We start from the raw sequence: 24,516 nt of genomic DNA, 5'->3' as shown, positions 1-24,516 counted from the left end.
GGATTTCTGCAAAATAGGGATTATCTTTGCAGTTAACAAGAAAAAGTAATAAAACTTACAATTGACAAACATACTAAAATAGTAATAACATATAATATATTTTTTAAAAACCTAATTAACAATTATGAGTGAGAAAAGAGTTTATACCTTTGGTAATGGTAAGGCTGAAGGTAAAGCTGATATGAGAAATTTGTTAGGAGGTAAAGGCGCGAATCTCGCTGAGATGAACCTTATTGGTGTTCCCGTGCCTCCTGGTTTCACAATAACAACTGACACTTGCAACGAGTATTATAAGGTAGGTCAGGCTAAGATCGTTGAACTGCTTGCTGATGAAGTGAATGCTGCCGTGGCTCACACGGAGGAACTTATGAACTGTAAGTTCGGCGACCCGAAGAATCCTCTCTTAGTTTCTGTACGTTCAGGTGCACGTGCTTCTATGCCTGGTATGATGGACACCATCCTCAACCTTGGTCTTAACGACGAGGTGGCTGAGGGTATGGTAGCCAAGACTGGCAACCCCCACTTCGTATACGATAGCTACCGCCGTTTCGTACAGATGTACGGCGACGTTGTTCTTGGCATGAAGCCGGAGAACAAGGAAGACATTGATCCGTTCGAAGCCATCATCGAGAAGGTAAAGGAGGAGCAGGGCGTTGTTCTTGACAAGGACCTTTCTGTAGAGTCACTCAAGAAGCTTGTTGAGCTCTTCAAGAAGGCCATCAAGGATCAGACCGGCAACGACTTCCCGACCGATCCTAAGGAGCAGCTTTGGGGTGCCATCTGCGCAGTATTCCGCAGCTGGATGAACGAGCGTGCTATCCTCTATCGTAAGATGGAAGGAATACCTGACGAGTGGGGTACTGCAGTTTCTGTAATGGCTATGGTATTCGGCAACATGGGCGAGACATCAGCAACAGGTGTTTGCTTCAGCCGTGATGCCGGTAACGGCGAGAACCTCTTCAATGGCGAGTACCTGATTAATGCTCAGGGCGAGGACGTTGTAGCTGGTATCCGCACTCCGCAGCAAATCACAAAGATCGGTTCGCAGCGTTGGGCTGAGCGTGCAGGTATCTCAGAGGAAGAGCGTGCTGCCAACTATCCTTCTATGGAAGAGGCTATGCCTGAGCTTTATAAGGAACTTGACGCACTTCAGGACAAGCTCGAGAAGCACTATCGCGATATGCAGGACATGGAGTTTACCGTTCAGGAGGGCAAGCTTTGGTTCCTCCAGACACGTAACGGCAAGCGTACTGGTACTGCTATGGTTAAGATTGCCATGGACCTTCTCCACGAGGGTATGATTGACGAGAAGACTGCTATTCTTCGTTGTGAGCCGCAGAAGCTCGACGAACTTCTGCACCCCGTATTCGATAAGCTCGCTCTCTCTAAGGCAAAGGTTATCACACAGGGTCTTCCTGCATCTCCTGGTGCTGCTTGCGGTCAGATCGTATTCCATGCTGACGACGCTGAGGAGTGGCATGATGATGGCAAGAAGGTAATTATGGTTCGTATCGAGACTTCTCCTGAGGACCTCGCAGGTATGTCTGCTGCAGAAGGTATCCTTACAGCTCGTGGCGGTATGACCTCACACGCAGCCGTTGTGGCTCGTGGTATGGGTAAGTGCTGCGTTTCAGGTGCTGGTTCTATCAATGTAGACTACAAGGCAAAGACCGTAGAGATAGAGGACGTTGTTTATAAGGAAGGCGACTATATCTCTTTGAACGGTACAACAGGTCAGGTTTACGCCGGTCAGATTGAGACAAAGGCTGCTGAGCTTTCTGGTGACTTCAAGGAGCTTATGGACCTCTGCGACAAGTACACCAAGATGGAGATCCGTACCAATGCAGACACTCCGCATGACGCAAAGGTTGCTCGCACATTCGGCGCTAAGGGTATTGGTCTGACACGTACAGAGCACATGTTCTTCGACGACCAGAAGATCGTTGCTATGCGTGAGATGATTTTGGCTGATACTGTAGAGGGTCGTGAGAAGGCACTTGCCAAGCTCCTCCCCTATCAGAAGGCTGACTTCTACGGCATCCTCAAGGCTATGGACGGTTGCCACGTGAATATCCGCTTGCTCGATCCGCCTCTCCACGAGTTCGTACCCCACGATAAGGCTGGTCAGGAGACAATGGCTAAGGAGATGGGCGTGAGCGTTACGGAAATCAAGAAGCGCGTAAACTCACTTGCCGAGAACAACCCGATGCTTGGTCATCGTGGCTGCCGTCTTGGTATCACATTCCCCGAGATTACAGCTATGCAGACACGTGCCATCCTTGGTGCTGCTTGCCAGCTGAAGAAGGAAGGCTTCAACCCACGTCCTGAAATCATGGTTCCGCTCATCGGTACTGTACAGGAGCTCAAGCAGCAGAAGTCCATCATCCTCACTACCGCTAAGGAGGTATTCGCAGAGTATGGCGTAGAGGTAGAGTTCGAGATTGGTACAATGATTGAGATTCCTCGTGCTGCCCTTACAGCTGCCAAGATTGCCAAGGAGGCACAGTACTTCTCATTCGGTACTAATGACCTTACACAGATGACCTTCGGCTATTCTCGTGACGACATCGCCACATTCCTCCCTGCATACATGGAGAAGAAGATCTTGAAGGTTGACCCGTTCCAGGTTCTCGATCAGGAGGGTGTTGGTCAGCTCATCAAGATGGCAGTTGAGAACGGTCGCGCCACACGTCCTGACCTCCGCACAGGTATCTGCGGCGAGCATGGTGGCGAACCTTCATCAGTTAAGTTCTGCGCAAAGGTAGGCATGAACTACGCTTCATGTTCTCCGTTCCGCGTGCCTATCGCACGTCTTGCTGCTGCGCAGGCTGCTGTAGAGGAATAATCATAGAATGAAAAATTAGTATAATAAGAGGCAAGCATCTGATTTCGGGTGCTTGCCTTTTTCCTTTTCAACACGTTTTAAATCACGCTTGTGAGTTCTTGCTTGGATGTGTCATCTTCATTCTGTCTGGGTAATGTACATGTTTAAGAGAACGCGAAATATATAATAAAAATCAATCATTAAGATGATGTAATCAGAATAAAATTAGTAACTTTGCCGAATGATGTAGATTGTAACCATTAATATTAAGATTAAATGTTAATAGAATATAAGAAAGCAAACATATATCAGTCGGACAGTCTGGTGCTTGAGGATGTCTGCTTCGAGGTTGAGCCAGAACAGTTCGTATACGTCATCGGCAAGGTGGGTACGGGCAAGTCATCGTTGTTAAAGACGATGTATTGCGAGCTCGACATCGACAAGCGGAACGCCGAGAAGGCAGAGGTGCTGGGACGCAATCTGCTCACCATCAAGCGCCGTGAGGTGCCGGCTCTTCGCCGTGAGATGGGTGTGATTTTTCAGGATTTCCAGTTGCTGCACGACAGAAACATATACAAGAATCTTGAATTCGTGCTACGCTCCACAGGATGGAAGTCTGCGAAGGAGATAGACGAGCGCATTGACCTCGTTCTGGACGCTGTGGGAATGAAGGAGAAGAAAATGGAGCTGCCGCATGAGCTCTCTGGAGGCGAGCAGCAGCGTATAGCCATAGCACGTGCGCTCCTCAACCATCCGAAGATAATTATAGCCGACGAGCCGACAGGCAACCTTGACCCCGAGACGGCAGAAAAGATTGTGGGACTGCTCTACGAGATCAGCCATACGGGAGAAACGTCTGTGGTGATTTCAACACACAACCATAGTCTAATCGACAAGTTTCCGGGACGCGTCTACAAATGCGCCGACGGCAAGCTGACGGATGTCAGCCAAGAATATAGCAAAACGGTAAAGCAATAAATCAACTATTATTTTAAGAGAGTAATATGAAAGTAATGAAATTTGGCGGTACTTCCGTAGGTACCCCTGAACGGATGAAATCAGTAGCCAAGATGGTTTCTCAGTCAGGCAATCAGGTGTTTGTTGTTCTTTCAGCCATGTCTGGAACGACGAATTCCCTCGTTGAGATTTCAAATTATCTTTATAAAAAGAACAGCGACGGCGCCAACGATGTCATAAACAACTTAGAGAAGAAGTATATGCAGCACGTGGAGGAACTCTACTCCACGGACGAAATGAAGCAGCGCACAAGAGATTTCCTCGTGTCGGAGTTTAATTATCTCCGATCGTTCACAAAGGATCTCTTCACAAGCTTTGAGGAGAAGAACATCGTAGCTCAAGGCGAGATTATAAGCACCAATATGATGACCAACTATCTCCTTGAGAAAGGCGTTAAAGTGGTTCTGCTCTCTGCCTTCGACTTCATGCGCACGGACAAGAACGCCGAGCCTGACTCACACTACATCAAGGAGAAGCTCGGAGCCGTAATGAAGGAGAACGAGGGCTATCAAGTGTATATCACGCAGGGCTTTATCTGCCGTAACGCCTACGGAGAAGTGGACAATCTGCTCCGCGGCGGTAGCGACTTTACGGCTTCGCTTATCGGAGCTGCCCTCCCCGCAGAGGAAATCCAGATATGGACCGACATTGACGGCATGCATAATAACGACCCGCGCGTCGTGGAGAATACGGAGGCCATCCGTCAGCTCAACTTCGAGGAGGCAGCCGAGCTGGCTTACTTTGGAGCGAAGATTCTTCACCCGACATGCGTACAGCCAGCTAAGTTTGCCGGCATCCCAGTACGTCTTAAGAACACCATGGATCCGGAGGCAGACGGCACGATTATTGACAACGTGCTGTTGCGTGGCAAGATAAAGGCTGTTGCCGCAAAGGACAATATCACGGCCATCAAGATAAAGTCGTCACGAATGCTCTTCGCCACAGGTTTCCTGCGTAAGGTGTTCGAGATATTCGAGTGTTATCAGACACCTATCGACATGATTACCACGAGTGAGGTGGGCGTATCGATGAGTATTGACAATACATCTCACCTTAACGAGATTGTGGACGAGCTCAAGAAATATGGCACGGTAACCGTGGACAGCGACATGTGCATCGTCTGCGTGGTGGGTGACCTCGACTGGAACAACCTAGGCTTTGAGACTCTTGTCCTTGACGCTATGAAGAACATACCGGTACGTATGATTTCGTATGGCGGCAGCAACTACAATATCTCGTTCCTCATCCGTGAGGCGGACAAGAAGAAGGCGCTCCAGAACCTTAGCGACGTGCTCTTCCACAATAAGTAAAAAAAAGACACATACTCTATATATACACATAACCAAGCCATTCCTGCGAGAGGAATGGCTTGGATAATAATAATCATGCTATGATGATATCAAAAGAGAGTTTTTCGGACATAACTACCCCTTTCTATTATTACGACACACAGTTGCTTCAGGATACGCTTGACACTATAAAGAAGGAGACGGCGAAGCATCCACGATGGAGCGTGCATTATGCCGTCAAGGCCAACGCCAATTCTAAAGTTCTGGAAATAATAGCCCGTAACGGACTGGGCGCCGACTGTGTGAGCGGAGGAGAGATAAAGGCAGCCCTGAAAGCTGGATTCCCTGCAGAGAGCATCGTATTCGCAGGTGTAGGAAAGAGTGACTGGGAAATTCGTCTCGGTATCGAAACTGGCATATTCTGCTTTAACGTGGAGTCGCTTGCAGAACTGGAAGTCATCGAGGAAATCGCATCAGAGTATGGTAAGGTGGTGAGTGTGGAACTGCGCATCAATCCGAATGTAGGAGCACATACTCATGCCAACATCACTACCGGACTGGCTGAGAACAAGTTTGGCATCGCTATGGAAAGTATGACGGACGTCATCCGCAAGGCCAAGGAGATGAGCCATGTGAAGGTAATAGGACTGCATTTCCATATCGGGTCGCAGATACTCGTAATGGACGATTTCAAGGCTCTCTGCAGCCGCATAAACAATCTGCAGGAAAGCCTTGAAAAGGAAGGCATAACCTTCGACAACATTAATGTAGGAGGTGGGCTTGGTATCAATTATGACAATCCTGACGCCGAACCAATTCCTGACTTCCAGAGCTACTTCTGCACGTACGAGGAAAATCTGAAGCTCCGTGAGAGTCAGACCCTGCACTTCGAGCTTGGAAGAGCTGTTGTGGGTCAATGCGGCTCGTTGGTGTCAAGAGTGTTGTATGTGAAGCAAGGCTCGCACAAACAGTTTGCCATACTGGATGCGGGCATGACAGACCTTATACGTCCCGCATTATATCAGGCTGTGCATCAGATAGAGAATCTGAGCAGCAAGGAAGCATGTGAGACGTATGACGTCGTCGGACCGATATGCGAGTCGAGTGATGTGTTCGCAAAGAATATAGAACTGAACAAATGCCATCGTGGCGACCTCATAGCCATCCGCTCTGCGGGTGCTTACGGCGAGGTGATGTCAAGCACATACAACTGCCGTCCGTTGCCCAAGGCATATTTTTCGGAAGAATCTTAAAACATATAATTTTCGGAAGAATCTTAAATAACCATGCTTATAGATACATTTACAATAATAGCGATATGCACGCTTGTGCTGCTCGTAATATTGTCCTCTGTACTTAATCCGTTTCTGCGAAAAGTGGAAAGCGCAGCAGATGCGGACGAGAATGAAGTGGCAGAGAGCGAGATGCCGGCAGTCTCGATTGTTGTCCTAGCTACGGGCACAACCGAGACTCTCGACGCACATCTCTCCGTTCTGCTCACTCAGAACTATGAGCAGCCATACGAGGTGATTGTGGTGGGTGTTAAGGGAGATCTGAGCACAGAGGATGTCATAGGAAAATACAGCGTCGACCACAAGAATCTTTATTCCACATACATCCCGCAACGCTCACTCTTCATCAGCAAGCAGAAACTGTCTGTGGCGTTGGGTGTGAAAGCTGCACACAACGAGTGGATAGTACTGCTGGACGCAAAGGACCGTCCGGCTTCCTCGATGTGGCTTCGTAAGATGGCTGCTAAAATGGACAAGGACACAAACCTTGTGCTCGGCTACTCCAACTATGATTCGGAGGCAAAGCCCTATTATCGCTTCGATCGTCTACGAAACGAATGTTATCTTCTGCGCAAGGCATCAAGAAAAACGGCTTATCGTACAGAGTCTGGCAACTTCGCTTTCCGCCGCTCGGAATTTCTTGAGCAGGACGGCTATCTGGGCAACCTTCAGTATGTAGGCGGCGAATATGAGTTTCTCATCAACAAGTTTGCGCGTACGTACGGCTCAAGAATAGCTGTCAGCCCCGAAGCCTTTGTCATAGAAGACGTTCCTACCAAGAAGGCATGGCTTAATCGCAAGCTCTATCTGAAGAGCATACGTAAGGATCTTGAGCGTACGTCGGCAGCGAGAAGCTTGTATGTGGCAGACCTGCTGTTTATGTATCTTAATTATATAGCCATCATAGCAGCAGCCGCTTATTCAGGTCTGACTATGAACTGGATATTGTTGGGTACAAGCGCTCTTACACTCATCCTGACCATAACGTCACGCATTTTGTCGGCAAGGAAAGCCTATCGCAAGTTCGAGGCAGACCTTTCGCTTTGGACTGTAGTGTTTTACGAATTCAGCATTGTCTTCCACAAGCTGTCCGTAATACTACGTTATCGGATGGCAGACAAGTATGATTTCACAACGCATAAATTGTAAAAGTTAATACCAAACACATTAATAATCTATGAGGGTAAGACTTATCATTCCACCGCCAGACGGACACTTACATGCGAACAGTCAGCTTGCCGAAAGCCTGTATCTTCTGCTTGAGGAAAACAAGGTATGTGAGGTGGCTGAGAAGTGTGTGGACGTGACACATGTCATAGGAATGTGGGACCACAAGACTGCCAATATTGTGGCGCAGTTGGACGGTCGTGGCATTCCCGTGGTGTTTACGTCAGTAAGCGGAGCGGAAAGTCTTCTGAACAAAGAGGGGCATACTGCGAAGTCCCTCACACTCATCTCTGCCGTACGTAGCATTGCCAGACACAGCGCCTACATAACAACAGGAGGTGACGTGGAGCGTCAGATAATCAGCAGAATATGCCCAAAGGCAAAGACCGTCATAGTACGCAATCCCTTTATAACGAGCAGTAGCGACGTCAATACAATGCTTGACCTTCTGCTCCAAACTTATCGCCAAGCCCTTGAAGACAAGACCAATAGCCAGTTCGAAGCTATACGTAAGAAGATAGCGATGATGGTGGCAGAGGACGCCACAGAGTCTGCAGAAGAGCGCGACCTTATTATCGACCTTTGCTCACGCGTATTGTATATAAAGCAACAATACCGGAAAGGCGTCATACATCTCTCCTATCTGGACAGCCTCTCAGACACGCTGAAAGCCACCAGCTTCGACGAATATCTCTTCCAAGACATCATAGCCAAGAAGCGTTCGCTGAAGTTCGTGGCACACGCCATGGCTCTTATGGAAGAGACTTCTGCTTTAACGGAAGGATTTATGCCCGTCCGTGCAAGGAAAGGTAAGGCGGTGGAAAAAATGAAGGAATTATTAACCCCATAAAAAACATTAAGTATGTCAAGTAAGTTGTCTATTAACCAGCAAGACCTAAAGTATCTTCAGCTTCTTGCGCAGTCATTCCCCAACGTTTCAGAGGCAAGTACGGAGATTATCAATCTTCAAGCCATTCTTAATCTCCCTAAGGGAACGGAGCATTTCCTTGCAGACGTTCATGGAGAGTACGAAGCCTTTCAGCATGTCCTGAAAAACGCTTCAGGCAACATCCAGCGTAAGGTGAACGATCTTTTCGGCAATACGCTTCGCGAAGCCGATAAAAGAGAGCTTTGCACCTTGATATATTATCCTGACCAGAAGCTCGAACTGATAAAGGCGTCAGAGCAGAACCTTAACGACTGGTATCACATCATCATACACCAACTTGTGTCGGTATGCCGACTCGTGTCGAGCAAGTATACAAGATCAAAGGTAAGAAAGGCTCTGCCAAAGAGTTTCAGCTACATCATTCAGGAGCTCCTGCATGAGCGTACAGACGACGCCAACAAGACCGACTACGTGAATGTCATCATTGATACGATTATCTCTACAGGCAGAGCAGACGCTTTCATCATAGCCATATGTAACGTCATCCAGCGTCTTGCCATCGACCAACTGCATATTCTCGGCGACATCTATGACCGTGGACCAGGAGCCCACATCATCATGGACACGCTATCACAATATCATTCATGGGACATCCAGTGGGGCAACCACGACATCCTCTGGATGGGAGCGTTGGCAGGCAATCGCGCTTGCCAATGTAATGTCATCCGCCTGTCATTACGTTATGCCAACCTCGCCACTCTGGAAGAGGGTTATGGCATCAATCTTGTGCCCCTTGCCACCTTCGCCATGGAGACATACGGCGACGATCCCTGCGAGGAATTCCGTCCTAAGATCTCGTCGGCAGACTCGGCACGTCTTGACCAGAAGACACATCGTCTGACTGCTCTCATGCACAAGGCCATTACCATCATACAGTTCAAGGAGGAGGCTGCCATCATCAAGCGCAACCCGGGATGGAAGATGAATGACCGTCTGCTGTTCCACAATATCGACTACGATAAGGGCACCATCATGCTTGACGGCAAGGAGTATGAGTTGAAGAGCAACTCCTTCCCTACTATCGACCCTGCGCATCCTGACAAGCTGACACCTGAGGAGAAATTGCTCATGGACAAGCTCAACCACTCGTTCCAGGTGTCGGAGAAATTTCATAAGCACATCAGTCAGATTCTGCAGCACGGATGTATGTATGCCATATACAACAACAACCTGCTCTTCCATGCCTCCATACCGCTTAACGAAGACGGATCGCTCAAGGAAGTGGAAATAGCGCCTGGATATAAATATTCAGGCAAGGAACTGCTCTACAATATCGGTATGATGATTCGTACGGCATTCCAGAACGACAACACTCCTGAGGAACGAAATTATGCAATTGATTATTTCCTCTATCTGTGGTGCGGACCGGACAGCCCGCTCTTCGACAAGTCGAAGATGGCTACCTTCGAACGCTACTTCATAGCCGACAAGGCAACACATGCGGAAGAGAAGGGCAACTATTTTAAGCTGCGCAACGATGAACATATAGCAGACACAATCATGGATGCTTTCGGAGTGACAGGCGAGAACCGCCATATCATCAACGGACACGTGCCCGTACATGTATGCAACGGCGAGAACCCCATCAAGGCCAACGGCAAGCTTATGGTCATCGACGGTGGATTCTCACAGGCTTATCACAAGGAGACGGGTATTGCCGGATACACTCTTGTTTATCATAGCCGTGGCTTCGTACTTGTACAACACGAACCATTCACGTCCACACTCGATGCCATTCAGAAATGCACGGACATCAAGTCTACAACTCAGATAGTAGAAATGTCAGCACACAGAATGCGTGTGGCAGATACCGACATAGGTCGTGAACTGAACAAGCAGATCAAGGAACTTGAACGTTTGTTGTATGCATATCGCCATGGATATATAAAGGAGGTAATACCAAATAAGTAGAAGGTTAACAGTCTACTACCACCCCTTTAATATATAACAAACATACAATTAATGATTAGAGAAGTTAAACCTGACGATGCTGCAGACATCGTTACTATATATAATCGTTATATAGCAGAAACGACAGTTACGTTCGAAACTGTCAAACTTTCTACCGTACAGATGCAGCAGCGCATCAAGGAAATATCCCACCACTTCCCTTACTACGTCTACGAGACAGAAGGGAAAGTGGTAGGGTATGCCTACGTACATCAATGGAAAGAACGAGCAGCATACGCCAAAACTCTCGAAACCACCATATATCTGAGTTCCGATGTAAAGCATGCCGGCATTGGTTCTGCCCTTATGCAACAAATAATTAAAGATTGCAGGCAGCTTGGATATAAGGTGCTCATAGCCTGTATAACAGGAGAAAACCTCGAGAGTATACAGTTTCATAAAAAGCTCGGTTTTGTCCAGGCATCACTCTTCCATAATGTTGGCAAAAAATTTGGGAGATGGCTCGATGTCGTGGATATGGAACTGCAACTTACGTAATCAAGAAATCATCTACATGCTCAACAACAATACCATTTGCGCCATCGCCACCGCCTCAGGTGGTGCGATTGGCATTATCCGCATATCAGGCCCTGAAGCAATTAGTATAGCAGATAAGATTTTCTGTCCTATCGGCTCAAATCTCTCTTTGTCCCAACGCAAGGCTTACACTCTCGCTTTCGGCAATATCGTCAATGCAGAAAAAGAAGTTGTGGACGAAGTGCTCGTTTCCATTTTCCGTGCTCCACACTCTTATACAGGTGAGGACTCTGTGGAGATTTCCTGCCACGGATCGTCCTACGTGCTCAGCCAGGTAATGATGTTGCTGACGCAGAACGGCTGTCAGCCTGCCGGCCCAGGAGAGTTCACACAACGTGCATTCCTCAATGGCAAGATGGATCTATCGCAGGCGGAGGCAGTAGCCGACCTTATAAGCTCCACAAACAAAGCCACTCACGATATGGCACTTAGCCAGCTGAAGGGACATTTCAGCAACGAACTGTCCGAACTGCGTGCGCATCTCCTTAAGCTGACATCGCTTCTGGAATTGGAGATTGACTTCTCCGATCATGAGGAGCTGGAGTTTGCCGACCGCTCCGAGCTATACGCCCTTGCCAACGATATCCACCGACGCCTCATCTCGCTCGCCCGTTCCTTTGAAGTAGGCAATGCCCTGAAGAACGGCATCCCCGTTGCAATCGTGGGAAATACTAACGTAGGTAAGAGTACTCTGCTCAATAGCCTCCTACATGAGGAGAAAGCCATTGTTAGCAACGTACATGGCACCACACGCGACTTCATCGAAGACACCACAATCATCAATGGCATACAGTTCCGCTTTGTCGATACGGCCGGAATTCGCGATACCGACGACATCGTTGAGAATATCGGCATTGAGCGAACATACCAAAAGATGCAGGAAGCGAAGATAGTGCTTTGGCTTATCGATCAGCAACCCACCGAAGCAGAGACTGAAGACATAAAGGAGCGTGTGGAAGGCAAGAAACTTATTGTCGTAAGAAACAAAATCGACCAAGACATCCATTCGTCGATTGCAGAATCAGACCTGTTATCCGCTTTGTTATCAGGTATAGAATACAAGACTGTAGACATAAGCGCCAAATACGGCACCAACATCCCCCTTCTTGAACAACTCATAGTAGAAGCCGCCAACATTCCTCAGATATCAGAAAGCGACATCGTCATCACTTCAGCACGCCACTACTCTGCCCTACTCCAAGCCGACGAATCCCTACAGCGCGTCATATCTTCCATGAACCTCGGCCTTAGTGGTGATCTCCTCGCCGAAGATCTTCGCATGGTCATCGAACACCTTGCCGAAATAACGGGCGAAGAGCGCATAACCCCGCAAGAAACTTTAAATTCAATATTTAGTTCCTATTGCATCGGAAAGTAACCCCCTGGACAGCTCTAAAACGAACATTTTTATAACTGCTTGCAAGCCACCTACTTAGGTGGCTTTTTTCGTCTTAACACATTCCATTTGTAATTTGCTGAAACCAATATTTTGGTGTATTTTTGGCTCAAATTTCATTCGTGGCCCTCAATTCTGTGATCAAATGGAAAGCCAAAATTCTATTTTTGGACACTAATTGCAAAATCTGCAAACCTTTCCAGTGACCGACATTTCTCATGTTGGACACCATCATGAAAATTGCTGCAAAAACGTGAAAATTGCTGCAAAAGAATTAGGGGGACTCATAGGGTACTAAATAGCAAACAAAAATGAGGATTTTAAGAAAATGTGAGGTATGTGGTGAAGAGTTCATTGCTACCAAAATCACAAATAAGTATTGCTCCAAGAGGTGTGCTCGTGTTGTGCATCGGAAGAAAGAAGCCGAGAAAAAGAAAAAAGCAAGAGAAAGTAAGAAGGACGATGCTCAGAATTTGCAAAGTCTGGAAATCGCTTCTCGACCTTTCTTGACACCTTCAGATGTCGCATTTCTTCTTGGTGTTAGTGTTACTACTGTGTATCGATGCTTTTACTCTGGAACACTCAAAGCTGTCAGACTACGACGTAAGACATATGTTCGTCGTGAAGATCTTGATAAGTACTTTGAGGAAGCTGGTGCATACAAGAAGAAAAGCTATAAACGCAAAGATGACCAGGAGTATTATACTTTGCGTGAAATCATGGAGAAATATAATATCGGTCGCAAGGCCGTATGGGGACGCTGTGACCGTTTGGGTATTCCAAAAGTCTATGTAGGACGTAACACCTTCTTCAGTAAAAAGGCAGTTGATGCAAAGTTTGCAGACCTTCTTGAAGAAATCGATCTCGACAACTACTATACAATGGATCAGGTGATGGAGATGTATGGTATGACTCGAACTAACGCTATGAGTTTTGTAACCTATCACAAGGTACCAAGGGTAAATAGAAATGGTAAAGCCTATTACTCAAAGATACATATCGATAGTATCAAGCAAAAAGGCAATGAGGTAGATCCGGACTGGTACACTTACGAAGAGATTTCAGAAAAGTATGGCTTAACAAAGGATCAGATTAGCTACACTCTTAAAAATTATGATGTAAGGACAGAGAAGCGAGGTAAGTTCACGATGATCTATAGAACCGACTTCGACAAGATTACTCAACAGCGAATGGGCAACACCAAGAAAGTGGAGAACCTGGATGGAACAGAACGTGTCATCTTCCAACCAAAAGCACAGGAGCGAGCATGTCCTCCTACTCCAGAAGGATATTACTCAACTGAGGAAGTGGCAGAAATGTTCAAGATTACCATCAAGCATGTCGGTGTGATGACCAGAGAGAACAAAACTCCTAAAATAGCTCTTAAAAATTTCAACTTCTATGAGAAGAAGGCCATTGACATCCTGTATAATCAAAAGCATAAGTATGCGGATATAAATGACTGGATCACTCCTGAAGAGATGAGAGATACCTACAAGATGACGCATGACGCAGTACGTTCATTCATCCACAGGCATAAGATACCTTCAAAAGTTGAATATGGAGTAACCTACTATTCAAAGCAGCACATCCAGGCGCTGAAGACTGGATATTTCGAAGGGAGAGAACGCTACTATTCCGTAGAAGAAGCAATGAAGAAGTATGGAATGACAAAGGATATTGTTCATTATTACGTCAAGCATTACAAAGTCACTAAAGTAAAGAAGGGGCAATTCATGTTCTTTAGAAAAGAAGAATTCGACAGACTCATGGAAAAACGTTTCAAAAATGATGATTTGAAAACAGATTATACTGAATAGTATGATTTACTTTCTCTTTACTGCTGTCAATGTAGTATCATTTAAGAATTTTGCAAACGAATTTTATTAATACAAAAATCAGATATATTATGCAAGTATGTAAAACCGTTAAGCTCCGTATGCGTGACAGACGCAACGGAACAAAGTCACTTTTCCTGGACTTCTGGCCAGGATATAGAGACCCGGAGACGATGGAGTTGATACGCCGTCGCTCACTTGGCATGTACATTTATGCCGATCCTGCCAACAAGCAGCAGAAGCTCTACAACGACAAGATTCTCACTAAGGCAGAAGCTATTCGTTGTAAGGTGTACATTGATGTTCTCGATGAGAAGTATGATTTCTTCAACCGTGACAGATTGAAGGAGGACTTTCTCGGATATTTCAGAAATATGGTCAATCGCAACTATGTGAAGTGTGATGCAGCCTACAAGCATTTCGAGAAGTTCTGTAAAGGCAAATGTACATTTGAGATGCTTGATGTTCTTTATTGTAACAAGTATATGGAATATCTCCTTGATACCAAAGTGTCATCAAGAGGTGGACATGTTATCAAGAAGTCTATTTCCAGAAATACGGCATCAGCCTATTGGAATGTGTTCAAGCAGGTCTTGACAAAGGCATACCGTGAGCGAAGACTGACAGATGATCTTGCCAGCCTGTTGGAAAACATTTCATGTACAACGCCAGTGAAGCAAAGTCTTACATTGGAGGAAGTTAGAAGAATGTATGCCACTGAATGTTCTATTCCGGTGGTTCGAAAGGCAGCTTTGTTCTCTTGTCTGACTGGTCTCCGTATCAGCGACATCCTGAGATTGAAATGGGAAAACATCCGTAGCTATGCTGATGGTGGATATTATCTGGATTTTATTTGCGTGAAGACAAAATGCCAGACCCAGGTTCCAATTGGCGATGATGCGTATGCTCTAATCCATCCAAAGACCAACAGAACATATATCTTCCAAGGTTTCAAACGTACTATGACGTATGGTGTGATGCAGAACTGGCTAAAAGAGTGCGGTATCGAAAAGCATATCACCTTCCATTGCTTCCGTCATACGTATGCCTCGTTGCAGCTCGAACTTGGTACAGACATCTATACAGTTCAGCATCTGCTTAACCATAAAAATGTCAGCACAACGCAGATCTACGCTTCTCATGCAAATCCAAAAACACGTGAGGCAGCAGGCAGAATTACGTTAACGAACGTGAAAGACGACGAGAAGCCAACAGAAAGCAAGATGTGCCCAAAAGCAAATAAGAGAAAATAAGATTATAATACGGCAAATAAGAGAAAATAAAATATCGCTTAAAGCATTGAAATACAGAATAATAAATAGTGTTTAAGAGACGCATTTTGTTGATACGAAATAGTAGAAAATAGCAAGATTCTCTATATCTTTGCAGACACAAAAACTCCAAAAAGTAACAATTGCAATGATTAAAAAGTTAAAAGAGAACTTCTTGATTCTCCTCATTTCGAATATGCTCACCATCGTTATGGTAGTAGTCGCTCCAAGAATACATGGAGCGATTGCTAACCTGATGGTGACAGTTTCCGACTCTGATTTCGGTTTCTCTTTGCCGATGATATTCTATTATATATCATTTGCCATCATTGTCTGTGCATTCATGTGCTTGCGTAAGCCGCAAGCGGTGAGAGACATCGTGATCAACAACAGTATTTCTTCCAACGAACCATCCATCTCGGATGTGGAGAAAGCAGAAGAAATGCGTGAACGCTATCGCAACAGGCAGTATAGTCTTGAAAGTTCAAAATATGATGCAGTCAAAGACTACACTTACTCTGTACTTTCGCCATATATGACAGATGAGTACTTGGAGATGCTGTGTCAGAACATAAAACTGTATGACATCCCTGAATCATGTATTGTTCCAGTGAAAACAAATGGAACATTGAATACTCTCGACATCAGGCATTACTCCTGGAATATTGGAGAACGCCTTGGCTGGAGCGGTCAGAAACGAGCTACCTTCATAAAGCTATGTTTTCCTACCGAACTCCAGGATGTTGAAGTGGAAAGCATGAGACGTACATTGAGACAGAAGGGCAAATGCGTAATTGAGATAGATGTACCCGATTACAATGATTATCAATTTCATCATCAGAAATAAAGAAAGTTTTCAATATGCAGAACGAAGAAAGACAAATAACATTCAATGACATACCGGAAGTATTGTCAGAGATTCTAAAAAGATTCGATCTTCTTGACCAGTCTATGGAACTGATTCGAGAAGAAGTGCGCAGGACTAAAAGACCTTCCCTATCAGATCATATTCCGATGGATGTGAAGGAGGCATGTGAGTTTCTTAAAATCAAGAAATCCACTATGTACACTTACATACAAAACGGTGAAATCCCTGTCAATCAGAAGGGTAAGAAATACACCTTCTTTAGAGATGACCTTATCAAATGGTTAGAATCTGGCTGCAAGATAGAGGCTCCAATCAGCACCATGGAGATTAATCAGATACTCAGCAAAAGACCAAGACGAAGAATTTGACAGGACAGATAAATGCCTATAATTCAGAAGCCTACATTGGATATTCCCTAATGTAGGCTTTTCTTTTGATAACAGTCTAAATAATCATACTGATGTTATTTTTTATACTGAATGCAGATAGACTGCACAATTTTAGTGTATCTTTGCACTGAAATGATGACTTACATAGCAAATATCAGTCAAGTTAAATACACATTTCCGCCTGCTTCATTAAGTAGGCGTATTTCAAATTTATTCATTAACAAAAAGTAATATGAGTCAGAAGAACAATTCCTCTGTGCTCTCTCTTTTTGTGTTTACAATGCTCAGATCATTGTCCAAAACAAGAGATTGAGCTTTCCAAAGATGAGCTTTGGACACTCTATCGTGCTGCTTACGAGCAGTACAAGTCGGAAATCCTTAACGATGGCAAGTTGTATGACAGATATGTCAACGACTTTGTTAGCTATCACCTCCCGGTCTTCTCTTCCGAGGAGCAGATCGTCCGCAACCATTTCAAGCATGTATTCAGCTTGTATGAGTTGCTTACAACCAGAAAAGACCTTGTCACCAAGTACTTCACCAAGTCCTCATTTGAGAAAGGAGACTTTGAGACAATGTTTTATGAGTTCAACCACATTGAAGTTGTGGTTGAAAGCCCTCGTATTCTTGCTTCATTCACTCCAGAACAGATTCGACTCATTACGAAATTCGCCAATGAGTCGAATTTCTTTGTAGATGGTATCGATGAAGAAACGATGGACGGATTCTTCAAATGTGCGTTGGAAGAATCTCTGGTTGTAGTCAACATGCGACAGGTACTTCAATTGCTGTATGCTTTGTCTATCGAGAAGATGATTCCCCACAACTGGGTATCACTTATTGCGGACAATCAGCTGCTCATCCCTAAGAGTACGGGAAAGGCATCCAAGCGAGGTGCTATCAGCAGCCGACTTAGTGAACTGAAGGCTTCATCTGCAAAGTTCCCAAATGGGGAGTTTCTGGATTTTGCAAAACAACTGAAAGAAATGCGATGAAGTAAAGTAAGTTAAACAACTGAAAAGAAAAATCTCCTTACATCCCCCCTGACACTTCCGAGTGTCAGGAGTAAGGTCGGTTGTATTAGATTTTATTGGGGTAATTTTGCCCCCGAATCGATTCAGTTTCGGGGGTAGCCCCCTTATTGTCTAACAATAAAAGTATTAAGAAAATGGGAAATAGTAAAATTGATATGAACATACTTGCCAAGAGAGTTGAACTTTTGGAAATGAGAGTAAAGGAACTCACTTCAGTAGAACCTGAGGCTCTTAACGAGCGTCTTTCAAAGATTGAGGAAAGATATTTCTCAAACAAGGAGATGCTCACCACCACCGAGGTAGCGGAGTATCTTGGCGTTTCGCAGTCACAGATATACAAGCTCACCATGAACATGGAGATCCCTCACTACAAGCCACAGGGCAAAACCATCTATTTCGACAAGAAGGAACTTTTGAAATGGATGCGCAACAACCATATCACCCCGGCACGAAAGGACAGCGCCAACAAATAGAGAAGCGTTATGAAAGACAGAAAGAAAAACAAGACCAGAGTTTATTCTGATGTCCAACTGACGGCTCTCTTGGAAAAGTCTGAGATAGTGATTGACCCCTCAAAGTGTAGAAATCAAAATGAAAGAAGCAATGGCAGCAAGAGGAAGAAACAGTAAAAGTGAGAAAGAAGAGTCTGCAGCAGGTTCCCTGGAAGTAGGCATGCTGTGCAAGAGCGCTTTCAACGACAGTGAACTGGAAAGCTATCTCAGACAAGGAGAGATAAAAGCTTCAGAAAAACCGCCCGTACCACCCCAGGTGTTATGGGTCGGTGACTGTACCATTGCCACTTTCGGAAATTTCAGCGCATCAACTGGTAAGGCAAAGAGTAAAAAGACGTTCAACATCACGGCGATGGTAGCAGCAGCGTTAACCAATTCCACTGTGCTCAACTACCGGGCAAGTTTTCCTGAAGGAAAGAGACAGATCCTCTATTTCGATACGGAGCAGAGTCGCTATCATTGCCACAATGTTGTTGAGCGAATCTACCGATTGGCAGGACTCAGCCTTAACAAGGAAGACAAGCGCATCAAATTCTATGGACTAAGAGAGTTCACTCCTACTCTACGCATAGCCCTTATAGATTATGCGCTAAGAACATTTGATGGTGTGGGACTTGTCATTATCGATGGTTTGCGAGATCTCATGTACGACATCAACAATGCCAAGGAGTCTACAGACGTAATGACGATGCTGATGGCATGGACGAGCAAGTATGATCTGCATATCCATTGCGTACTACACCTTAACAAGAATGACAACAACACTCGTGGTCATATTGGTACAGAGTTGGAAAACAAGGCAGAAACGGTGCTGATTATCAGCAAGAACAAGCAGGATGCCAATATCAGTGAGGTAAGACCCATGCATATGCGAGACAAAGAGTTTTCGAGCTGGGCATTCCACATTGACGATAACTCTCTGCCTGTACTTGATGTCGGTTATCATGTCACTGTTGTCAAGCCCAAAGACAAGCCGCTCACCTCTCTGCCAGACGATGTTCATACGATGGTACTTCAAAAGATTTTCTCCAAGAGTACCCCACAGAGATACGTCGATCTGGTAAAGGCTCTGGGTGAAGCTTATGCCGAAGAAGGTTACAAGCGTGGTGATAATGCCGTGAAGGAGATGTTGAAGATTTTCAATGAACGAAAGTTGATAACAAAAGAGAAAGACGGCTACCATTATCACCCTACTCTGTTTCCGTCCAAGTAAGTTTATAAGTTTAAGTTTAACCGGGTATATATATATTAAACTAATATGTACCCATAATATATGTAACAGCATGACTATAGAAGAAATCAAATCAGTCAGCATTGTGCAGTTCCTGGAATCACAGGGTTACCATCATGTATATATATTAAAGGAGAACTATTGGTATCTGTCTCCTTTAAGAACTGAGGCATCGCCTTCATTCAATGTCAGTCCCAAGAAGAATCTATGGAACGACTTTGGTGCAGGCGAAGGTGGCAATCTCATCAACCTGGTTCAGAAGATGAATCCTTCCTGGAACAACCATGAAGTTCTGACCTATCTGGAACAGAAGATAAAAGAGCACCATCTTCAATATTCTGCGGATTATGAAGCCCAAAGGAAGGAAGATGAGAGAAAGGAAGCCTGGAAACAAGAGCAAGTTGCTCAGCGAGAGAAGGCAAAAGAAAACAACACCATCATTGAGCGTATCGTAGGCCTCAGTCATCCTTATCTCAGAGACTACATTTTGCAGAGACGCATAGACTATGACATTGCCAAAGAGTATTGCAAGGAAGTACATTATCGTATCTATGACAAGAGTTACTATGCCATAGCCTTTGAGAATATCGAGGGTGGAATGGAAGCAAGGAACAAATACAGCAAACGAAGCATTGGCAAAAAGTCGATTTCAATCATCAGACCAAACAATGAGCTACACAAAGAATGCTGCATCTTTGAAGGTTTCTTTGATATGCTGACATATGCCAGTATCAAGAGATGGATAACAGGAAATGAGCTTTGCCTGCCACATGAATGCGACTACTTCGTTCTCAACTCTGTCAGTAACATCAAGGTTCTGCTGCCATACCTGCAGGAATACACTCTTATACATTGTTATCTGGACAACGATGATGCAGGTGCAAAGACTGTAGAGAAGATAAAAGTTGCTTATCAGGATAAAGTGATAGATGAATCCCATCGATATGCCAACTACAAAGATGTTAATGATGTAATCAATGGTATCATCAAACCACCCAAATAGTGTCCCAAATGCCATATCACTGACCATTCAGGAGGTTCTCTTTCGAGAGGGTCTCCTTTTTTGTATTATACGCCCTTTCGATATTTTATAGTATGATTATTAAAAAATTATCATACTTCTTTTATAATCTGTGTTAAGACTGAAACGGTTTTAGCTCTGTTTTTTCATTTATCGCACAAATATATGTTCCTTTGCACTGTTTTTGGGAAATACGCCGACTCGTCGGATGTAAGTTCCGAGTATGATAACAATAAAAATAACAAATAAAATTCAGATTGAAAATGTCAGGATTCGTAATTTTTGCGCTCGTCCTCACTTTTGTGTATGTAGTGTACTTTGCAGTAATGATCACTTTAGACCTACATGGAAAGAAGGATGAAAAGAAAACAGAAGAAGAGACCTATGATGTAGGTGATTTGACCAATGAGGAACAGCCAGTTGCAATCGAAGAACGCAACGAGGGTCCTGACGAGGGTGACATGACCTTCACGGAGCAAATCACGGATGATGGACTCAGAGTTGTCAACCCGACAGGAAACGTGCCATATCCGCAACCTCCTTCTGGTGAAGAGCAATCGCAACAGCCACAGTCACATACCGTGACCAGTGAAGAACTCAACGAGAAGAACGATGAGATTTTGGAGCACATAGATCCAGTGCCACAATGCAGTTACCTCTCAGATGAGTTTATGCAGAATCTCAACAATAAGCACAACACCCGAAAAATAGAAAAGAAGAATGCCAGAGATAAGCTGTAAACACAATCTTTTGTTTGCCATAATGTTAATAGGTGTCATGCTCTTCCAGCCAATGTTGGCATCAGCCAAATGCGGAGGTGTCGATTATAGCTGGGGAGCAGACGCACTGAGCAATGCTCATGACTTTACGGTAACAATGATGCTCTATGTAGTCTATTTGGTGTATGCCATAGCTGCCATCGTAGCTATCATAGGAGTTTTGCAAATCTATATAAAGATGAATACGGGCGAAGGTGACGTAACCAAATCCATCATGATGCTGATTGGAGCCTGCCTTTTCATGATAGGAGCAACTATCCTGTTCCCTGCATTCTTCGGTTATAATATTGTATAAGGTAAAAAAGATAGGATAACAAAACATCTCAACCTGCAGGAGAGATAAATGAGTGTATTTTTTTTAAGTAACATCAAAAGAAATCAAATGAAGAAAATCAAGAATTTCGCAAAGAATCTTTTCAGTGCCAAGCGTATGAAGACGCTCGCCATGCTCCTTTTCTGTGGAACATTGGCGACCTATGCACAGAACGCAGCTGGTGATTACACAGCCGGAACAGATGCCCTCGCAACTGTGACGGAGGAGATTGCCAAGTATGTACCTTTTGTGGTTAAGCTCTGCTACGCCATTGCCGGTGTAGTTGCTGTTGTGGGTGCTATCAGCGTTTACATCGCTATGAACAATGAGGAGCAGGATGTCAAGAATATCTTAGTCCTTAAAAATGCGTTTGAAAAGACAAGAAAGCAAATAAAAGTAAATGCGCTAAGTATCAATGCTTTATACGACTATTTGAATTTTCCGATGTTTGCTAAACTCACTCTTAAAAAGACATAAAAGACTGTTTCTTGTTTCTGTTTTGTTTCTCGTTTCTCGGTTTATTTTCTTATCTTTACATCAGTTTTCCGAAGTAAGGGAAGAGAAAGAAAAGTAAATGTCAGCATAGGAAACCATATCTGACATGAACTTTCAACAAGAGGGAGAAAGACCCTCCAATGTAGCAGAATACAAAAACAAAATAACACTTCATACATCATGGCAAGACCAAAGAAACAAGTAAAGCTGAAAGAGCCGATTAAAATTCGGTTGAAGTCGCTCGCAGATGGCAACAAGAGCATCTATCTTGACATCTACTATAAGGGAGTGAGGAAGTATGAGTATCTAAAACTCTACCTCGTCCCCGAAATCAACCCCGTCTGCAAGGAACAGAACAAGCAGACTATGGCGGTTGCAGAACGCATCAAGGCAGAGCGCATCAAAGCCCTTCATGGTCACGGCATACAGGACTGGGAGACAGTAAAACAAGGCTCGATGCTTCTTACCACATGGATAAAGAAGTATTGTGAAGGTGGTGTCGGCATCAAGAAGTCAACGCTCCATTGCCGTGTGGAAATGATGCACACTGTGGAGAAGTATCTTGACGAGACCAATAAAGGCTTCATTTCGCTTGAAGAGGTCAATGCGGAGTTCTGCCGTGGATATGTGAAGTTCTTGCGTAACTTCCCAAATTCCCATATCAAGTATGGCGAGCCAAGACCTATCAGCGAGAATACGGCAAGCAGATACCTCGGAATGTTCTCTACCGCACTCAACAACGCTGTGCGACAAGGCATTATCCGCAACAACCCTATGAAGGAACTTGATGCACGTGAACGCATCCAACCCAAGGACGGCAAGAAAGAGTATCTGACCATTGAGGAACTTCGCACCCTCATGGCTACGGACAGTTACCGTCCAGAAGTCAAGGAGGCTTTCATCTTCGCCTGTTTTACAGGATTGCGATTAAGCGACATGTACCGTCTTGCTCCGATGCACATCTTCAAGACCGCTGACGGAAAGGGCGAATACATAGACATGGAAATGCAAAAGACGGAGAAGCCAGTTATAATACCTCTCTCGGAAGAGGCTAAACGGTGGTTGCCAAAGCCAAGAGGAAATGAAATTCCTTTCTTTGATATACCAACCACACAGACCGTTATAGGCAGAGCTCTCCGCAAATGGGCGGAAGCGGCTGGCATTGAGAAGCATATCTCATTCCATTGCTCACGGCACACGTTCGGAACGATGATGCTCACGCTCGGTGCAGACCTTTTTACCACAAGCAAGCTGATGGGACATTCCAACATTCAGACCACGGAAATCTATGCTAAAATCGTGGATAAGAAGAAGGAGGAAGCCATTAACCTCATTGACGGTATGTTCACATAAATCATTGACAACAAAACATATAGAGACATGACAATAACTATCAGACAAAAGGCACTTGCCAACGACAACATAAGCTTGTATCTTGACATCTACGATGGTGGCAAGCGCAAGTTTGAATTTCTTTCCCTCTATTTGTTGCCGGAGGTTGATGCAGAGACCAAAGCAAGAAACGAAGAAACATTGCAACGTGTTCACCAGATAAGGGCAGAGCGTATTCTTCATCCAGAAACCATCCCAGAGGTAGGTCACTTGATGATTGTGAAGGAAATCCCCAATGACGAGTCTCCCGAAGTCTTGGACTGGATCCAGACTTACATCGACTGGATGAGCGACAATACAGACTACTCCAAGGCTATTGTTGACCAATCAAAGTATCTGAAATACCTAATGAGCGAGTTCCTTGCCAACAAGCGCAGACCTCACATCACTCTGAGGAAGTTCGACAAGGAATGGTTCAAGGCATTCTTTCTTTGGTTGAAGAACGACTATGTACCACAGAAGTATGTACGAGTTGATGCCAAGCCTTTGTGTGAAGGCTCGCTTCACAATGTTCAACAGCGCATAGTGACGGTGTTCAACAAGGCTGTCAAGTTCGGTAAGTTAAAGGCTAACCCTTTCTACCAGTTGGAGAAGTCAGACATCTTCCCCAAGCCAAAGACATCACATAAGCAGTATCTCACTCCCGATGAACTGAAAAGGTTCATGGCTTCAGATGAGAGAAGTCCAGGAGTTGTAGAAGCACAGAGAGCTTTCGGTTTCGCCAGTCTGACAGGACTTCGTATCAGCGACATCAAGGCTCTGCGGTGGAGTGACATCAAGAGAAACAAGGAAACGAACACGCTTGTAATCGTCCAAAAGAAAACAAAGGCTCTCAATGCCGTACCAATCGGCAATACCGCCTTGTCATGGATGCCACCCAAAGGCGATGATGATTTTGTGTTTCACCTTCCTGCCAAGGCTAATGTGGATGCAGCCCTTAAAAGGATAGCCA

24 protein-coding genes are annotated in these 24,516 nt (G+C 44.9%); 23 read left to right on the top strand and 1 reads right to left on the bottom strand.

Annotated features, from left to right (window positions below; genetic code table 11):
* Positions 1-124 precede the first annotated feature (124 nt).
* The 13 genes from ppdK to CHL74_RS11015 all read left to right on the top strand — a co-directional run bounded on the left by ppdK (position 125) and on the right by CHL74_RS11015 (position 16,766).
* Complete coding sequence (ppdK, locus tag CHL74_RS11075) at positions 125-2,845, top strand: pyruvate, phosphate dikinase (RefSeq protein WP_094881213.1); 2,721 nt, start codon at positions 125-127, stop codon at positions 2,843-2,845.
* 255 nt (positions 2,846-3,100) lie between these two features.
* Positions 3,101-3,802, top strand: coding sequence for a cell division ATP-binding protein FtsE (locus CHL74_RS11070; protein WP_094881212.1), 702 nt, complete (start codon positions 3,101-3,103; stop codon positions 3,800-3,802).
* A gap of 26 nt (positions 3,803-3,828) precedes the next feature.
* A complete protein-coding gene (locus tag CHL74_RS11065) occupies positions 3,829-5,151 on the top strand; it encodes an aspartate kinase (protein WP_094881211.1) in 1,323 nt (440 codons plus the stop codon).
* Positions 5,152-5,231: 80 nt separating this feature from the next.
* On the top strand, positions 5,232-6,383 hold the full coding sequence (lysA, locus tag CHL74_RS11060; RefSeq protein ID WP_441339053.1) for a diaminopimelate decarboxylase: 1,152 nt from the start codon (positions 5,232-5,234) through the stop codon (positions 6,381-6,383).
* 33 nt (positions 6,384-6,416) lie between these two features.
* Positions 6,417-7,571 (top strand): glycosyltransferase, encoded by a 1,155-nt coding sequence (locus tag CHL74_RS11055; RefSeq protein ID WP_141241312.1) that lies wholly within the window; start codon positions 6,417-6,419, stop codon positions 7,569-7,571.
* A 28-nt stretch (positions 7,572-7,599) separates the two neighbouring features.
* Positions 7,600-8,439, top strand: a complete 840-nt coding sequence (locus CHL74_RS11050) for a hypothetical protein (RefSeq protein ID WP_094881209.1) — start codon at positions 7,600-7,602, stop codon at positions 8,437-8,439.
* A 12-nt stretch (positions 8,440-8,451) separates the two neighbouring features.
* Complete coding sequence (locus CHL74_RS11045; RefSeq protein WP_094881208.1) at positions 8,452-10,449, top strand: fructose-1,6-bisphosphatase; 1,998 nt, start codon at positions 8,452-8,454, stop codon at positions 10,447-10,449.
* 51 nt (positions 10,450-10,500) lie between these two features.
* Positions 10,501-10,986 carry a GNAT family N-acetyltransferase gene (locus CHL74_RS11040; protein ID WP_094881207.1) on the top strand — a complete coding sequence of 162 codons (486 nt, stop codon included), beginning with the start codon at positions 10,501-10,503 and terminating at the stop codon, positions 10,984-10,986.
* Between the two features lie 16 nt (positions 10,987-11,002).
* A complete protein-coding gene (mnmE, locus tag CHL74_RS11035; protein ID WP_094881206.1) occupies positions 11,003-12,403 on the top strand; it encodes a tRNA uridine-5-carboxymethylaminomethyl(34) synthesis GTPase MnmE in 1,401 nt (466 codons plus the stop codon).
* Between the two features lie 329 nt (positions 12,404-12,732).
* Positions 12,733-14,241 carry a helix-turn-helix domain-containing protein gene (locus tag CHL74_RS11030; protein ID WP_094881205.1) on the top strand — a complete coding sequence of 503 codons (1,509 nt, stop codon included), beginning with the start codon at positions 12,733-12,735 and terminating at the stop codon, positions 14,239-14,241.
* Positions 14,242-14,330: 89 nt separating this feature from the next.
* Positions 14,331-15,512, top strand: coding sequence for a site-specific integrase (locus tag CHL74_RS11025; RefSeq protein WP_094881204.1), 1,182 nt, complete (start codon positions 14,331-14,333; stop codon positions 15,510-15,512).
* A 166-nt stretch (positions 15,513-15,678) separates the two neighbouring features.
* A complete protein-coding gene (locus tag CHL74_RS11020) occupies positions 15,679-16,377 on the top strand; it encodes a hypothetical protein (RefSeq protein ID WP_094881203.1) in 699 nt (232 codons plus the stop codon).
* 14 nt (positions 16,378-16,391) lie between these two features.
* On the top strand, positions 16,392-16,766 hold the full coding sequence (locus CHL74_RS11015; RefSeq protein WP_094881202.1) for a helix-turn-helix domain-containing protein: 375 nt from the start codon (positions 16,392-16,394) through the stop codon (positions 16,764-16,766).
* Between the two features lie 305 nt (positions 16,767-17,071).
* Here the strand turns inward: CHL74_RS11015 and CHL74_RS16285 are convergent, their stop codons facing one another.
* Entirely contained in the window at positions 17,072-17,269 is a 198-nt protein-coding gene (locus CHL74_RS16285; protein WP_254923282.1) for a hypothetical protein, read from the bottom strand.
* 93 nt (positions 17,270-17,362) lie between these two features.
* On the opposite strand from CHL74_RS16285, the gene CHL74_RS16280 reads away from it, so the two are divergent.
* The 10 genes from CHL74_RS16280 to CHL74_RS10970 all read left to right on the top strand — a co-directional run.
* On the top strand, positions 17,363-17,782 hold the full coding sequence (locus CHL74_RS16280) for a hypothetical protein (RefSeq protein WP_254923281.1): 420 nt from the start codon (positions 17,363-17,365) through the stop codon (positions 17,780-17,782).
* A 173-nt stretch (positions 17,783-17,955) separates the two neighbouring features.
* Complete coding sequence (locus CHL74_RS11005) at positions 17,956-18,294, top strand: helix-turn-helix domain-containing protein (protein ID WP_094881200.1); 339 nt, start codon at positions 17,956-17,958, stop codon at positions 18,292-18,294.
* A gap of 9 nt (positions 18,295-18,303) precedes the next feature.
* Entirely contained in the window at positions 18,304-18,450 is a 147-nt protein-coding gene (locus CHL74_RS15855; RefSeq protein WP_176452240.1) for a hypothetical protein, read from the top strand.
* Positions 18,451-18,493: 43 nt separating this feature from the next.
* Complete coding sequence (locus CHL74_RS11000) at positions 18,494-19,546, top strand: AAA family ATPase (RefSeq protein WP_176452239.1); 1,053 nt, start codon at positions 18,494-18,496, stop codon at positions 19,544-19,546.
* A gap of 103 nt (positions 19,547-19,649) precedes the next feature.
* A complete protein-coding gene (locus CHL74_RS10995; RefSeq protein WP_254923280.1) occupies positions 19,650-20,567 on the top strand; it encodes a toprim domain-containing protein in 918 nt (305 codons plus the stop codon).
* Positions 20,568-20,911: 344 nt separating this feature from the next.
* Entirely contained in the window at positions 20,912-21,325 is a 414-nt protein-coding gene (locus tag CHL74_RS10990; RefSeq protein WP_238405100.1) for a hypothetical protein, read from the top strand.
* 22 nt (positions 21,326-21,347) lie between these two features.
* Positions 21,348-21,659: a DUF4134 domain-containing protein gene (locus CHL74_RS10985; RefSeq protein ID WP_176452238.1), complete on the top strand. Its 312-nt coding sequence runs from the start codon at positions 21,348-21,350 to the stop codon at positions 21,657-21,659.
* A gap of 87 nt (positions 21,660-21,746) precedes the next feature.
* Positions 21,747-22,154 carry a DUF4134 family protein gene (locus CHL74_RS10980; RefSeq protein WP_094881195.1) on the top strand — a complete coding sequence of 136 codons (408 nt, stop codon included), beginning with the start codon at positions 21,747-21,749 and terminating at the stop codon, positions 22,152-22,154.
* A gap of 198 nt (positions 22,155-22,352) precedes the next feature.
* Positions 22,353-23,525 (top strand): site-specific integrase, encoded by a 1,173-nt coding sequence (locus CHL74_RS10975; RefSeq protein WP_094881194.1) that lies wholly within the window; start codon positions 22,353-22,355, stop codon positions 23,523-23,525.
* Between the two features lie 27 nt (positions 23,526-23,552).
* A partial coding sequence (locus CHL74_RS10970; RefSeq protein ID WP_094881193.1) for a site-specific integrase occupies positions 23,553-24,516 on the top strand: 964 nt, incomplete at its 3' end.

It is taken from the genome of Prevotella sp. 885 (assembly GCF_002265625.1).
Classification (GTDB): Bacteria; Bacteroidota; Bacteroidia; order Bacteroidales; family Bacteroidaceae; genus Prevotella.
Note: the sequence above shows the minus strand (reverse complement) of the source record. Positions and strands in the feature narration are given on the sequence as shown.